This window comes from Mesorhizobium sp. BH1-1-5 (assembly GCF_020165615.1).
Lineage (GTDB): Bacteria > Pseudomonadota > Alphaproteobacteria > Rhizobiales > Rhizobiaceae > Mesorhizobium.
In genome coordinates, this window is sequence record NZ_JAIUIM010000003.1 from 134,400 (window position 1) to 146,639 (window position 12,240).

General features: G+C 62.4%; 16 protein-coding genes. 11 read left to right on the top strand and 5 right to left on the bottom strand.

The window, feature by feature from the left end; translation table 11 throughout:
* The first annotated feature begins 69 nt into the window (after positions 1–69).
* From LB572_RS05105 to LB572_RS05130, 6 genes are all read left to right on the top strand, one after another.
* Entirely contained in the window at positions 70–789 is a 720-nt protein-coding gene (locus tag LB572_RS05105) for a Crp/Fnr family transcriptional regulator (RefSeq protein WP_140808702.1), read from the top strand.
* 210 nt (positions 790–999) lie between these two features.
* A complete protein-coding gene (locus LB572_RS05110; RefSeq protein WP_224666952.1) occupies positions 1,000–1,293 on the top strand; it encodes a hypothetical protein in 294 nt (97 codons plus the stop codon).
* A 511-nt stretch (positions 1,294–1,804) separates the two neighbouring features.
* Positions 1,805–2,029: a hypothetical protein gene (locus LB572_RS05115; protein WP_224666953.1), complete on the top strand. Its 225-nt coding sequence runs from the start codon at positions 1,805–1,807 to the stop codon at positions 2,027–2,029.
* Between the two features lie 210 nt (positions 2,030–2,239).
* On the top strand, positions 2,240–3,550 hold the full coding sequence (locus LB572_RS05120; RefSeq protein ID WP_224667120.1) for an Nramp family divalent metal transporter: 1,311 nt from the start codon (positions 2,240–2,242) through the stop codon (positions 3,548–3,550).
* A 172-nt stretch (positions 3,551–3,722) separates the two neighbouring features.
* Positions 3,723–4,235 carry a ferritin-like domain-containing protein gene (locus LB572_RS05125; protein ID WP_140808694.1) on the top strand — a complete coding sequence of 171 codons (513 nt, stop codon included), beginning with the start codon at positions 3,723–3,725 and terminating at the stop codon, positions 4,233–4,235.
* 535 nt (positions 4,236–4,770) lie between these two features.
* Entirely contained in the window at positions 4,771–4,983 is a 213-nt protein-coding gene (locus tag LB572_RS05130) for a hypothetical protein (protein WP_224666954.1), read from the top strand.
* 17 nt (positions 4,984–5,000) lie between these two features.
* On the opposite strand, the gene LB572_RS05135 is transcribed toward LB572_RS05130, so the two are convergent.
* On the bottom strand, positions 5,001–6,062 hold the full coding sequence (locus LB572_RS05135; protein WP_224666955.1) for a YihY/virulence factor BrkB family protein: 1,062 nt from the start codon (positions 6,060–6,062) through the stop codon (positions 5,001–5,003).
* A 345-nt stretch (positions 6,063–6,407) separates the two neighbouring features.
* On the opposite strand from LB572_RS05135, the gene LB572_RS05140 reads away from it, so the two are divergent.
* Entirely contained in the window at positions 6,408–6,998 is a 591-nt protein-coding gene (locus LB572_RS05140; RefSeq protein WP_224666956.1) for an NAD(P)H-dependent oxidoreductase, read from the top strand.
* Positions 6,999–7,080: 82 nt separating this feature from the next.
* The gene (locus tag LB572_RS05145; RefSeq protein ID WP_224666957.1) at positions 7,081–7,263 is read left to right on the top strand and encodes a hypothetical protein; all 183 of its coding nucleotides are present in this window, start codon (positions 7,081–7,083) and stop codon (positions 7,261–7,263) included.
* Positions 7,264–7,287: 24 nt separating this feature from the next.
* Here LB572_RS05145 and LB572_RS05150 read toward each other — a convergent pair whose 3' ends face one another.
* Both LB572_RS05150 and LB572_RS05155 read right to left on the bottom strand, forming a co-directional pair.
* A complete protein-coding gene (locus LB572_RS05150) occupies positions 7,288–7,593 on the bottom strand; it encodes a hypothetical protein (protein ID WP_224666958.1) in 306 nt (101 codons plus the stop codon).
* Positions 7,594–7,610: 17 nt separating this feature from the next.
* Positions 7,611–8,630 carry an SDR family oxidoreductase gene (locus LB572_RS05155; RefSeq protein ID WP_224666959.1) on the bottom strand — a complete coding sequence of 340 codons (1,020 nt, stop codon included), beginning with the start codon at positions 8,628–8,630 and terminating at the stop codon, positions 7,611–7,613.
* A gap of 553 nt (positions 8,631–9,183) precedes the next feature.
* On the opposite strand from LB572_RS05155, the gene LB572_RS05160 reads away from it, so the two are divergent.
* Positions 9,184–9,483 (top strand): DUF982 domain-containing protein, encoded by a 300-nt coding sequence (locus LB572_RS05160; protein ID WP_140810999.1) that lies wholly within the window; start codon positions 9,184–9,186, stop codon positions 9,481–9,483.
* A gap of 29 nt (positions 9,484–9,512) precedes the next feature.
* Here the strand turns inward: LB572_RS05160 and LB572_RS05165 are convergent, their stop codons facing one another.
* Entirely contained in the window at positions 9,513–10,232 is a 720-nt protein-coding gene (locus tag LB572_RS05165) for a Crp/Fnr family transcriptional regulator (RefSeq protein ID WP_140811006.1), read from the bottom strand.
* A 166-nt stretch (positions 10,233–10,398) separates the two neighbouring features.
* On the opposite strand from LB572_RS05165, the gene LB572_RS05170 reads away from it, so the two are divergent.
* A complete protein-coding gene (locus LB572_RS05170) occupies positions 10,399–10,632 on the top strand; it encodes a DUF6894 family protein (protein WP_224666960.1) in 234 nt (77 codons plus the stop codon).
* Between the two features lie 31 nt (positions 10,633–10,663).
* The gene (locus tag LB572_RS05175; protein ID WP_224666961.1) at positions 10,664–11,557 is read left to right on the top strand and encodes an alpha/beta fold hydrolase; all 894 of its coding nucleotides are present in this window, start codon (positions 10,664–10,666) and stop codon (positions 11,555–11,557) included.
* Between the two features lie 43 nt (positions 11,558–11,600).
* On the opposite strand, the gene LB572_RS05180 is transcribed toward LB572_RS05175, so the two are convergent.
* Entirely contained in the window at positions 11,601–11,825 is a 225-nt protein-coding gene (locus LB572_RS05180; protein WP_140811026.1) for a hypothetical protein, read from the bottom strand.
* Positions 11,826–12,240: the final 415 nt, after the last annotated feature.

Below are 12,240 nucleotides of genomic sequence, written 5' to 3' on the forward strand. Positions count from 1 at the left end.
GCGCCTGTTTTGAATCAGTTGTGACATCCGCTATGACCGCGCCGCTAGGCCCGCTCATGGAAGACATGAATGCTTGAATCGCTTTTCCTGAATCTCGGCCAGCACGATAGCCTATCGGACGAGGAGCAATCCTTGCTCGGCAATTTGATGGCGGGCGAGCGCAGCTTCGCCGCCGGACAGGACATCGTCGCGTCCGGATCGCGCCCGGCCTACAGCACGCTCATCCTCGACGGCCTCGCCGCGCGCTACAAGGTGCTTGCCGATGGCGGCCGGCAATTCACCTCGCTGCAGGTTCCAGGCGATTTCGTCGACCTCTATGCCTTCCTTTTGAAGACCATGGACCACGGCGTCATCGCGCTCTCGCCCTGCCGCGTCATCCTGGCCGACCATTCGAAGCTGCGCAGCATCACCGAGCGGGCGCCTCACCTGACACGGCTTCTGTGGCTCGACACGCTGATCGACGGCGCCATCCACCGCGAGTGGATCGTCGCCATGGGGCGGCGCTCGAAAGTCTCCCATCTGGCGCATCTGTTCTGCGAGCTTTTCGTCAGGCTGCAGGTGGTGAAGCGCACCAACGGCATGAGTTTCCATTTGCCTGTTTCGCAAGCCGAGCTCGCCGACGTGCTCGGCCTGTCGGTGGTGCATATGAACCGTGTCATCAGCGCGCTGCGCAACAGCGGCGTGATCGCCTGGGCAAACCATACGGTGACGATCCTCGACTGGCAGAAGCTGCAGCAGATCGCCGAGTTCGACCCGACCTATCTCTCGATGACGCGCGAGCCGCGCTGATCGGGAATCTCGCGGGTCAAATCATCACCCTCTTTTCCGACGTCGGTGAAACTGCGAACAACCAGCCAGCTACGACCGCCGCGCGTCAGGCAAGCAATGGGAATAATACCCGGCGGCCTCCTTTGTTTTTCGCATCCTTGCTGGAACTATTTTGTTCTAAGGGCGCTATCTCTCTACATATTTTCCAGATTAATCAGGGAGAAGAGTACCATGAAAGCCAAAGTGATCTTGATGAGTGCCTTCACGATTTCGGTCATGACAGGCTCGGCATTTGCGGGCGCGGGCACCGGAACCTCTGCGCTGGACGATCCCCAGAAAATGTCGCCTTTCTTTACCGACGCCGGCATGAAAACCATGAGGTCCGGCGACGAGTTCAAGAAAGCCTGGATGGCGCTCACCGAAGAGGATCGCGCATCCATGAAAAAGGACTGCGCAGACAAAACCATCGCGAAGTCCCACGATGAATTCTGCAAGGCGACCAGGGACCTCGCCGGCAATAATTGAGCGCCCGTTTGGAAAGAGCGCTAAACGCCCGCCCCACACTTGGGGCGAGCGTCACTTGCTGTTGCCGTGTGAGGACGGTCGGCCCGTTGGGACGCGTCGGGGAGCTTTGCAATCGTCTCTTCGATGCCGGTCATATTCCAAATCGCTGCGCATTCTGGGCGACATGCAAGTCACCGTTAGGACTTCGGTCCAGGATGCCCGAGACCGTGGGCCTATACCTGGAACGTTAGCAACTCCCTCCCGTTGGTCAAAGGCGAAACCTGCAATAGGCAGAGCATCGTCAAGAACCGGGAGAGAAGACATGAACACATCATCTGGCTCGTAGGAGCGATCGTCATCGTCATTGCCATTCTCGGCTTTCTCGGCATCCGATGAGACTTAGAGCCAAGAATAGCGATGCGCGACCTGGTCGTTGCAATTCGTGACAAATTAGCGACCCCTCATATCAAATGTAGTTTCAACGCAACGCGTTGTCGGTCAAACTCGCATGGCTGCGGGGGACCCGGGCGCAATGAGGGCCTATCGCGTCGAGGAATTGGACGGCGAGACCGTCCTTGCAAGCCATGCCGTCGAGGCAATGGCGCCCTATGAGGCTGCCCGAAAGGCGCTCGGCGTCGAGGTCACGCTGCGTGGCGACGCCGACAAATGGATCCGGGTCATCGAGTTGACCGACAAGCCGCCGACGCGGCTGCGTCCCGGTGTCTTCGAGTTCAAGGTGGTGGGCCGCAGGGGCTAGATGGCACGACCGAGGCAAAACTCGGACTGAATGACGGTCTGGCCAAGATGCCAAGGTGATCCTGATGGAACCGACGTCATGCCCGCCAGTTACCTCATGCCTTCATTAACGGGTGCTCATTATGCGGAACAGCCTCGTCCAGCCTCTAGCGCAACTCGTCGCCCTGACGGCCGCTTCTTTCCTGCTCGAGCGCACCTGGAAGAGCCGGCAATGACCGAGGTCGGTTCCCAGGTCGAGAGAGAACAAAGCAACACACTGGCAAAGGGTCCGTTCCAGAGGTTCCTTCGCACGATCGGGCCGGGCTTCATCACCGGTGCGTCCGATGACGATCCCTCCGGCATCGGAACTTACAGCCAGGCCGGCGCCCAGCTCGGCTTCAACATCGGCTGGGTCATGTTGTTCACCTTTCCACTAATGGCCGCGATCCAGGAGATCGCCGCCCGTATCGGACGCACCACGGGCAAGGGCATTTCCGGCAACCTCACCCGGCACTATCCGCCCTCGCTGCTTTACGCGGTCGTCACGCTGCTGTTCGTCGCCAACGTGATAAATATCGGCGCCGATCTCAGCGCCATGGCAGATGCGTTGAAGTTGCTCGTTGGCGGGCCGAGCCCGCTCTATGTGATCGCTTTCGCGGTCGTCTGTATCAGCGCGATCGTCTTCCTCGACTACACCCGCTATGTGAAAGTCCTCAAATGGACCACCTTGAGCCTGTTCGCCTATGTTGCCGCGATGTTAGCCGCGAATGTGCCCTGGGTGGACGCGGCCAAAGGGCTGTTCGTTCCGCACATTGAATGGAGCGGCGCCTTCTTCACCACGCTGCTGGCAATCCTCGGCACGACGATCTCGCCTTATCTGTTTTTCTGGCAAGCCTCGCAGGAGGTTGAAGAGGAAGAGCTCAAGCCAACCGCCAGGCCACTGAGGTGGGCGCCGTGGCAGGCGTCCAGAGCCTTCCGGCGGATACGCGCCGACACGCTGGTCGGAATGGCCTTTTCGAATCTGATCGCCATCGCGATCATCTTCACCACGGCAGCCACGCTCCACAAGGCAGGAGTGACGGACATCGCTTCGTCCACCGACGCGGCAAAGGCGCTGGAGCCGGCGGCCGGAAAATTCGCCTTCATCGTCTTCTCGGCCGGAATCATCGGCACCGGGCTTCTGGCCGTGCCGGTGCTGGCGGGTTCGGCGGCCTTCGCCGTCGGCGAGGCGCTGCGCTGGCCGGTCGGGCTGCAGCGCAAGCCGAAGGAAGCCGTAGCGTTCTACGCGACGCTCACCGCCGCGACCGTCCTCGGCACCGGGATCATGTTCACACCGATAGACCCGATCGAGGCGCTTTACTGGAGCGCCGTGATCAACGGCGTGTGCGCGGTCCCCGTCATGGTGGTCATGATGCTGATGGCCGCCCGCAGGGACGTAATGGGGGAGTTCCCAATGCAAGGCTGGCTGCGCGCACTTGGCTGGCTATCGACATTGACAATGGCAGCCTCGTCGGTGGGTCTCGCAGCGCAGTGGTTCCTATAGTAGTCCCTATAAAGAGGCCGCGGCACCGCCTTACTGCCAGCCCCGGCTCCATAGGAGAACCAGATCAATAACAATTGATGTTTGTGGCGGGACCGCCGCGTAAAATTCTTTCCGGAACAAGTTCAGTCGGGCGGTGTTGGTGATGATCCAACCTCACCCAGGAGATGCAGATATGGCGACGACGAAAGCGGCCTCCAACAAGGGCCTCAACGAACTTTTCCACGACACGCTGAAGGACATCTACTTCGCCGAGAAGAAGATCCTGGCGACGCTGCCCAAAATGGCCAAGGCCGCCCAGGACGACGCCTTGAAGATGGCCTTCGAGAAGCATCGCGACCAGACCGAAGAACATGTCGCGCGTCTCGAAGAGGTTTTCGAGGTGATCGACAAGAAGCCAGTCGGCAAGACTTGTGCCGCCATCATGGGCATCACCGAGGAGGGCGCCGAGATCATGGACGAGTATAAGGGCTCGCCTTCGCTCGACGCAGGCCTGCTGGCCGCCGCTCAAGCCGTCGAGCACTATGAGATTTCGCGCTACGGCACGCTCAGGACCTGGGCGCAGGAGCTCGGCCTGACCGAAGCCGTCACCTTGCTCGACAAGACCCTGAACGAAGAAAAGGAAACGGACGCAGCGCTCACCCAGTTGGCTGAGTCAGCAGTCAATGTCGCGGCCGAAGCCGCATAGCAACCTGCCTCTAGATTGCTCAGGTCCGGGGCCCCGGTGATCGTCACCGGGGCCCTGCGGTTGGCTTCGGCTTTCAAGCCCATGCCCAGCTATTGTCCGTGAGCGAAGGCCGTCGCGAAGGATTCCAGCTCAAATGATGAAACGTTCTCTCTTCCGTCCCTGACAAGGACGACGAACCACTCGCCCATATTTTCGTAGACGAGGACGGAGTTGGGAGGCATGGACTGGGAAATGTCGGAGCACATGGCTTCCTCCCACAGGGGATGGGCGAAAGCAGCGGGATTGACTTTCAAGCGTCTCCTTGCCGCGCAAGATGGAGACGACTTCATCATTATGCTCCCAACCCCGGCAAAAGCGACGTCATTTGTTGAGAGCGTGGGCGGCTGCCCGCACCTGTAGCAGCCCGCCGAGGCGCCCGCGCCTTTTGCAAAGCGCAGGCCCGACCGGACATATCCGCAGCTGCAGCTACCTTGGAGGGACCGCGCCCGTGGAACCTCGGTCAGGGTCAATTGTTCCATCTGGAAGGCGGGCCAGCATGACCAGATCGTCACTTCATCTCCTCAAAGGCACAGGCTATCTGATCTCGACGGTGAGCGTGACTTTGCTGGCTGTCGTCAGTTGGGACAGCGCATCGAAACGTCCGTTGCTGATGGCCTGTCTGCTCGGCGGAGCCGCAACATCGATTATCGGCATGTTCTGCCGTTGGCTTTCCTACGAAATCGAGAAACGGCAAGAAGAGCGGCGGTAAGGCGCCCGAGGTTGGTATTAGCCTTCGCGGCGCAAGACCCGCGTGACAAGCAGAGTGATCAGGCTGCTGAGGACGATCCATCCGACGATCTCGCCGCCGGGTGCCGCTGGCCGAGACGCCGCCATGCCGACATCGCTAGTGTTGGCCGGCATCATCGCCTCGGGTTTGGCTATTTCTTCGGGATGGCGCGGCGCGGCCCGGTCGTTTGCGTCTGCCACGACCGGCGCGAGGTCGCGCCGGCTGCCGCTCCGCACCGAATAGGCGCGCGTGATCTCCGCGCCGAAGAGAAATATCTGCGCCGAATAATAGACCCAGACCAGCACCACCATCAGCGCGCCGGCGGCGCCGTAGGAGGTGGCGATGGCGCTGGTGCCGATATACCAGCCGATCAGCGACTTGCCGATGGTGAACAGCAGCGCGGTGACCAGCGCGCCGATGCCGACGTCGCGCCATTTGAGCGTGCGATCCGGCAGGATCTTGTAAATCGCGGCGAACAGCAGGGCGATCAGCACGAAGGAGACGATCGTGTTGATGGCGCTGACGATCAGTTCCCCGAACGGCAAGCTGCGGTTGATCATTTCGCCCAGTGCCGCGATGGCGGTGCTTGCCGCCAGCGATACCAGAAGCAGGAAGCCGAGGGCCGCCACAAGGCCGAGGCTCGCCGCCCTCGCCCGCACCAGGCGCGACAGCGACACCCCGTCGGGCTTCACCTTCCAGATTTCGTTGAGCGACTGCTGCATCTCGCCGAAGACGCCCGACGCGGTGACAAAAAGCGTCACCAGTCCGATCAGCGCTGCAAGCGTGCTCGACCAGCGGTGCGCGGCGCTCTCGACCGTGGCCTTCAGCAGGTCGGCGCTTTGCGGCCCCATCACGCCCGAAATCTCTGCCGACAGCGCTATCTGGGCCGCATCATTGCCGATGACGACGCCGGCGATCGCCACCACGATCAGAAGGATCGGCGCCAGCGACGTCGTGGCGTAGAAGGCGATAGCAGCGCCGTGGCTCAGCGCATTGTCAGTGATGTAGCCGGTGACGCTTTCCTTGAGCAGTATCCAGCCTTCGTCGAGCCAGCGCGGCATCGTCCCCTCACCTATTTCCGGGGCGGATCGACCATAGCTGAATGCCGGCTTTGTCGGATCGCGTCTGTTCTGCCATTTCCTGCCCAGGCCCAATATGGAGCGGGCCGGGTGGGACAAAAGCTCGACTGCCTTTTCGTTGGCCAGGGCGTGAAGCCGGAGAAACCAGCCCTGTTCTCTTTGCCACCAGGTCCGGCTGACGCGGCCCGCTGAGCACAACCCGGTGCCGGCGCGATGGTTCCGTCCGTCTGTCGACGCTTGGCCGCGGACGACCCGTGCTCAAGCCTAGGCAAAGCAACGGCGTTCAACTAGCCTCGGGGCGGGATCAGAGGCGCGTGGGGGCATGCGATGAAGGTCAATGTCGTCTACGCGCATCCGGCGCAGGACAGCTACCTGGCGTCGCTTCACCGGCGCGTCGTGGAGATCCTCAAGGCCAGGGGCGACGAGGTCGTCGACTTCGATCTCTATGCCATGCAATTCGACCCCGTCATGCAGGTCGAGGAGTTGAAGGGCCACGCCGGTCCGTCCCCCGCGCCGGCGGATCTGCAGGTCTATATCGACGCGCTGCAATGGGCCGAAGCGTGCGTGTTCTTCTTCCCGACCTGGTGGTCGGGCATGCCCGCCATGCTCAAGGGATATTTTGACCGCGTGTGGCGGCCGGGCGTTGCCTTCGAGCTGCCGGCGGATGGCGGCACGATCAAGCCGGCGCTTGTGAACATCCGCCGGATGGGCGTGGTCACCACCTTCGGCTCGCCATGGTGGTACACCAGGCTCTACATGCGGGACCCGGGCAGAAAGGTGCTTTTGCGCGGCTTGAAATCCATGTGCGGACGCACGGAGAAACACCTGTATCTGGCGAAATATTCGGTCGAGAGCATCACCCGCGAGGAGCGGAAAAAATTCGCCCGCGAGGTGGAGCGGCGGTTCGAACGATTTTGAGCGGGTTCATCGTCGGAATTTGCAATGAAGGATAATGGATATATATTTAGCTGACTAACTGATTCATGGCACGGTGAACCCGATGGCCAAGAAGAAAAACAGACAGGCCGCTTCCGGCATTGCGGCAGCCTCCCGCGCCGAAATCCAGGAGGCGGCTTATTTTGCCCGCAAATGCGGCCTCACCCGCGACGAGGCTTTGCAGTTGATCCGCGAGGCCCATGCCCCGGCCGTCAAGCCGGCCGAGAGCGGGAAGCGGAAGCACTGACACTCATCATCGAAGATGCGGGTCTCATTGACCCGTCTGCGGCGGCACCTCGCCCGGCTTGATCACCGGCATGTCGTTGCCGGTCGATGGCGGCGTCGTTGCGTTCTGGTCACCGGTCGGCGGTGGCTTCAGCACGCCGCCGCAATTGCCGAGCTGTTTCGACAATTGATCCGTATCGGCCTCTTGCTTCGGCTTTTGCTGTTGGTCGTTAGCATCGGGCTTGACCTGGCAGTTCTGCGTCAGCTGGTCCTTCGGCTGGGCGGCCGTCTGCGCCGACGCCGGCAGCATAGGAATCAGCGTGAAGACTACGATGAGAAGCGTTTTCTTCATGGGATCCTCCTGATAAGTCAGTAACCCCCGATGATCGGCAGGATCTCGCCGGTGATGTAGCTGGAGCATTGCGGCGAGGCCAGGAACACATAGGCCGGCGCGATCTCTTCCGGCTGCGCCGGCCGCTTCATCGGCGTCTTGGCGCCGAACTGCGAAACGTCTTCCGCTTCCTTCTCGGAGGGGTTGAGCGGCGTCCAGACCGGACCGGGCGCGACCGCGTTGACGCGAATGCCCTTGCCGACGAGATTGCCGGAGAGCGCGCGGGTGAAGGCGTGGATGCCGCCCTTAGTCATCGAATAGTCGACCAGTTCCTTCGAGCCCTCGATGCCGGTGACCGACCCGGTGTTGACGATCGCCGAGCCCGGCTTCATGTGCGGCACGGCTTCCTGGGCCATGTGGAAATAGCCATAGAGATTGGTCTTCAGCGTGGTGTCGAAATGCGCTTCGGTGAGATCGGCGAAGTCGGCCGAATGGACCTGGAAGGCCGCGTTGTTGACCAGCACGTCCAGTTTGCCGAAAGCCTTCACCGTCGCAGCAACCGCCTTGCGGCAGAAGGCGCGCTTGGCGACGTCGCCGCGCAAGATGATGCAGCGGCTGCCCTCCGCCTCGACCGCCTGCCTCGTCGCCTTGGCGTCGCGGTCCTCGCTGAGATAGACAATGGCGACGTCGGCGCCTTCGCGCGCGAAGAGCACGGCGACCGCGCGGCCAATACCGGAATCGCCGCCGGTGATGAGCGCAACCCTGTCCTTGAGCTTGCCCGATCCTTGCCAGAACGGCGCGTCGTAGAGCGGTGCCGGTTCGATCGCCCATTCCTCGCCGGGCTTGGCATGATGTTGCTTCGGAAATGGCGGAACCGGATACCGGCGTGCGCCGGCCTGCATGGCGCCCGTCGCTTTTACCTTCGGCTTGCGGCGGTCGGCGGCATCGACCTTGCGCTGAACGCTGCGCTGCCTGCGCGCGGTCTTCTGCGTGTCCGTCTTCTTGGCCGCGCCTGATTTCCGGGCCGCGTCGGATTTCGTTCGGCTGCTGATCGGCATGATGGTCTCCTTTGAAGGGACAACGCATGCCGGCAAAAAAAGTTGGCTTCGCGATACCCTGCCAACGGTTTTGTCGCACCCCCATCCCAGGTATCGGAGATACATCAAAGTTAAATGCCAAGCCCCGCTCCGCGGTGCTAACCATTGGCCATTGGGGGGACTCTCGAGGAGGAGTCCCATGGACGTTCGAACTTATATCGGCAACCTCTCAGCCGCATTGCTGCGCCGACGTGCTGCCGCACCACCGATCCCCGTCAGGGTGATCCGCGCCTCGCTCGCGGATGTGCCGGTCAGGCCGCGTCCCAGGCCACCGCATCGGCCGGCGCCGCCGATGCGGCCCGCGAGCAACATGTAACCTCAGCGCGGACTTGCCCGGCGGATGCAACCGACCGGCACAGTCATCGTTTACGGCCAACCCCCATTTTGTGGTGCATCATGAAATCATTGCGTTTGAACAGCCCGCTTTTCGTCCTCGCCGCCGCCATGGTCACGGCCGCGCCCTTTGTCGGCCTTGCCTTGCGCACGCGCGAATGGCTCGGATGGTGAGACGTCGATGAGCCGTTTCCTGCCACTCACCATCCGCTTCGTCAGCGGCGGCTCCATGGTGGTCACGACCGTCGCCGAGGCCAAGAAGGCACTTGCCGGCGCATGGAAAAACAAGGATGCGCCCGACTATCTCAAGGCGGTGCGACTGGTGGACGACGCGATCGCCGGCATTTGCCGGCCGGCGATCGCCTTTGCCGCCTTCAAGAAGGTCGCCACGCAGCAGGGCCTGCTGAAGCCTGCCCAGCCAAGCGCCGCGCTCACCATGCTGGACGACCTCTCGTCGCGCTCCAAGACGCCGCCCGGCTAGGCGCCGCAAACCACCTGTTCCATGCCGGCCTATCTCGGCTCGCGCCTCATGCTGAGATAGGTCGGATCGAACTCGGCGATCGCGACCAGGCGCTCCCAGTCGAGGATGGCGGGCTGGTGGCTCGTCCAGCTGATGACGTTCATGCGGCGCAGCGTGCCGATGACCCGGTTCATATGGACGACGGAAAGGCCGAGAACGTCGGCGAGCTCGGCCTGCGACAGCGGCAGATGGAAGCTCATGTCGCGGGTCTTCTTCACCACTTGCAGCCTGACGAACAGCTCGCATATCAGATGCGCGAGATGCGAGATTTTTGAGCGCCGGCCCATAGCCACGATCCATTCGCGGTGAATGGCGCCATCGACCAGCGTGTCCAGCCACAAAAGCCTCGTCAGATGCGGCGCCTGCTCGGTGATCATCTTGAGCTTGCCGTGCTCGGCGGCGAGCACATGGCAAGGCGAGAGCGCGATGATGCCATGGTCCATCGTCTTCAGCAGGAAGGCGTGCAGGTCGACGAAATCGCCGGCGACCTGCAGCGAGGTGAACTGGCGTCCGCCATCCTCCAGCACTTTGTAGCGGGCGGCGAGCCCATCGACGATGAGCGTGCTGTGGATCGGCCGCGTTCCCTCCGTGACGATGTCCTCGCCGGCCGCGATATATTTTTCGAGCGACATGGCGCCGGCGAGCAGCGCCTTTTCTTCTTCCGACAAGGCGTCGTGCTGACCGAGATTGAGGTAGAGCGATTCCAGCATCCGGCGTCCTCCATTCGCAACAGATAACGCCGCAAGCCGGGGCTGGTTGCAGACGGGCGCGCGCCGCAAGGGGTCGGCGCGCCATGGATTTTCCGTCAGGAACAACCTCTTGGAACCATGATCGCGGCCAGGGATTGAACCTGCGAACCGCCTGGAATGCCTATCGATGGAACGCTACTATTTTGACCTCTACAATTCCGAGCACTGCCAGGTCGACGACCAGGGGCAGCTTTTCGCCAGCCGGGAGCGCGCCCGCTTGGAAGCGTTGCGCATCCTGCAGGACATTGCCATCGACGAGGCGCCGGGAGTCGAGCGGCTGAAGATCACCGTGAAGCTGCGCAACGCCGAAAAGGTGCAGATATTCGAGGCGTCGCTGACGTTGGACTCGGCCTGGAACTGAGGCCCAGCGTTGCATTTCGCCGGAGGCAAGCATGTTCGCAGATTTTGAGGCGTTGGAGATCGACACCGGCGCAGCAACGATATTTGCCCGCCGCGCCGGCAGCGGGCCCGGCCTGCTCCTGCTGCACGGTTTTCCGCAGACGCATCTGATGTGGCGCGAGGTGGCGCCAAGCCTGGCACGGGATTTCACAGTCGTCTGCGCCGATTTGCGAGGCTATGGGCAAAGCTCCTGCCCGCCATCGGCCACCGACCATGCGCCCTATGCCAAGCGGGCGATGGCCGCCGACATGGTCGTGCTGATGGAGACGCTCGGCTTTCGGCGCTTCATGGTCGCGGGTCATGATCGCGGCGGGCGCGTCGCCTACCGGCTGGCGCTCGACCATCCGGACCGCGTCGAGAAGCTCGCCGTGCTCGACATCATCGCCACGGCCGATGCCTGGGACCGGGCGGACGACCGGCTGGCGCTTGGCTACTGGCCGTGGTCGCTGCTGGCGCAGCCCGAGTCGCTGCCGGAGACGATGCTGGCGGCGGCCGCGGAAGCGGTGGTTGACAACGCGCTTTCCGGCTGGGGGTCCGCGCCCGGCGCGTTCCCGCCCGGCGTGCGGCAAGCTTACATCGATGCGCTGCGCGACCCGGCGCATATCCACGCCATTTGCGAAGAGTATCGCGCGGCGGCTGCGCTCGACCGCCGGCATGATCGCGAAGACCAAGCTGCGGGTCGTCGCATCGCCTGTCCGTTGCTGGCGCTGTGGAGCGAGCACGGCGCGCTCGCCGAATGGTATCGGGACGAAGACGGCCCGCTGGGCATATGGCGGGGCTGGGCCGACGATGCCAGCGGCGGAGCGATGCCCGGCGGTCACTTCTTTCCGGAGGAGTCGCCGATCGAAACGGCTGCTACGCTCGACGCCTTCTTTTCCGGAAGGTAGAAACAGCGCTTTCCGGGAGCCGGCCGGCACCCGGCCGCCCGGCTCACACCAACATCAGATAGAGCAGCGGCAAGGCCGTCAGGCCGACCGCCATTGCAATCAGCGTGGCGTGGCCGAGGCGCTCCGCGCGCCTGGCAATGTCGGCGACCTCGTCCTCGTCATTGATGCCATCGAGGAACGAGAGATCGGCACGGGTCGCACGGTCGTTGTCGTTGGCAGGCAGGCTTTCGGCGTCCTGCCGGGCGGATTTTGCAGAGATATAGGTCAAAACGTCGTCTCACTCCGAAGCCGGTTGAGCGGCCTTTTGTTGATGGATATTGGTGCCCGCCGGAATTACGCGCGGGGCGATCGGCGGGCACCAGGACGGCCGGCGATGGAGGGGGCTTTTCTCGACGGCCGCTCCCCAATTCGTGGAAAGCAGATTGGTTGCATAAGCCAGCCCAATGCTTTGGTCAGGTCGGACTTCAGTCTTATCCGGGTCACGAAATGTTTCAGCCGGAACATCGATTGCCGGCACCTGTTCCCCTTACTCAAGGAGGCCGAACGCGTCCTTGAGTTCATCCTGAAGAAAAAAATCCGAACCAACGGAGTTCGATATGCCCAATCAAGGCGGAACCCACGAACAGCACGTCAAGGCCGGCCAGCAGAGCCACAAGAACCGTGAAGACCAGCATCGCGGCAGC

Coding starts and splice junctions, on each gene's coding strand:
- LB572_RS05105 (WP_140808702.1), top strand. CDS start 70: ATGCTTGAATCGCTTTTCCTGAATCTCGGCCAGCACGATAGCCTATCG.
- LB572_RS05110 (WP_224666952.1), top strand. CDS start 1,000: ATGAAAGCCAAAGTGATCTTGATGAGTGCCTTCACGATTTCGGTCATG.
- LB572_RS05115 (WP_224666953.1), top strand. CDS start 1,805: ATGAGGGCCTATCGCGTCGAGGAATTGGACGGCGAGACCGTCCTTGCA.
- LB572_RS05120 (WP_224667120.1), top strand. CDS start 2,240: ATGACCGAGGTCGGTTCCCAGGTCGAGAGAGAACAAAGCAACACACTG.
- LB572_RS05125 (WP_140808694.1), top strand. CDS start 3,723: ATGGCGACGACGAAAGCGGCCTCCAACAAGGGCCTCAACGAACTTTTC.
- LB572_RS05130 (WP_224666954.1), top strand. CDS start 4,771: ATGACCAGATCGTCACTTCATCTCCTCAAAGGCACAGGCTATCTGATC.
- LB572_RS05135 (WP_224666955.1), bottom strand. CDS start 6,062: ATGCCGCGCTGGCTCGACGAAGGCTGGATACTGCTCAAGGAAAGCGTC.
- LB572_RS05140 (WP_224666956.1), top strand. CDS start 6,408: ATGAAGGTCAATGTCGTCTACGCGCATCCGGCGCAGGACAGCTACCTG.
- LB572_RS05145 (WP_224666957.1), top strand. CDS start 7,081: ATGGCCAAGAAGAAAAACAGACAGGCCGCTTCCGGCATTGCGGCAGCC.
- LB572_RS05150 (WP_224666958.1), bottom strand. CDS start 7,593: ATGAAGAAAACGCTTCTCATCGTAGTCTTCACGCTGATTCCTATGCTG.
- LB572_RS05155 (WP_224666959.1), bottom strand. CDS start 8,630: ATGCCGATCAGCAGCCGAACGAAATCCGACGCGGCCCGGAAATCAGGC.
- LB572_RS05160 (WP_140810999.1), top strand. CDS start 9,184: ATGAGCCGTTTCCTGCCACTCACCATCCGCTTCGTCAGCGGCGGCTCC.
- LB572_RS05165 (WP_140811006.1), bottom strand. CDS start 10,232: ATGCTGGAATCGCTCTACCTCAATCTCGGTCAGCACGACGCCTTGTCG.
- LB572_RS05170 (WP_224666960.1), top strand. CDS start 10,399: ATGGAACGCTACTATTTTGACCTCTACAATTCCGAGCACTGCCAGGTC.
- LB572_RS05175 (WP_224666961.1), top strand. CDS start 10,664: ATGTTCGCAGATTTTGAGGCGTTGGAGATCGACACCGGCGCAGCAACG.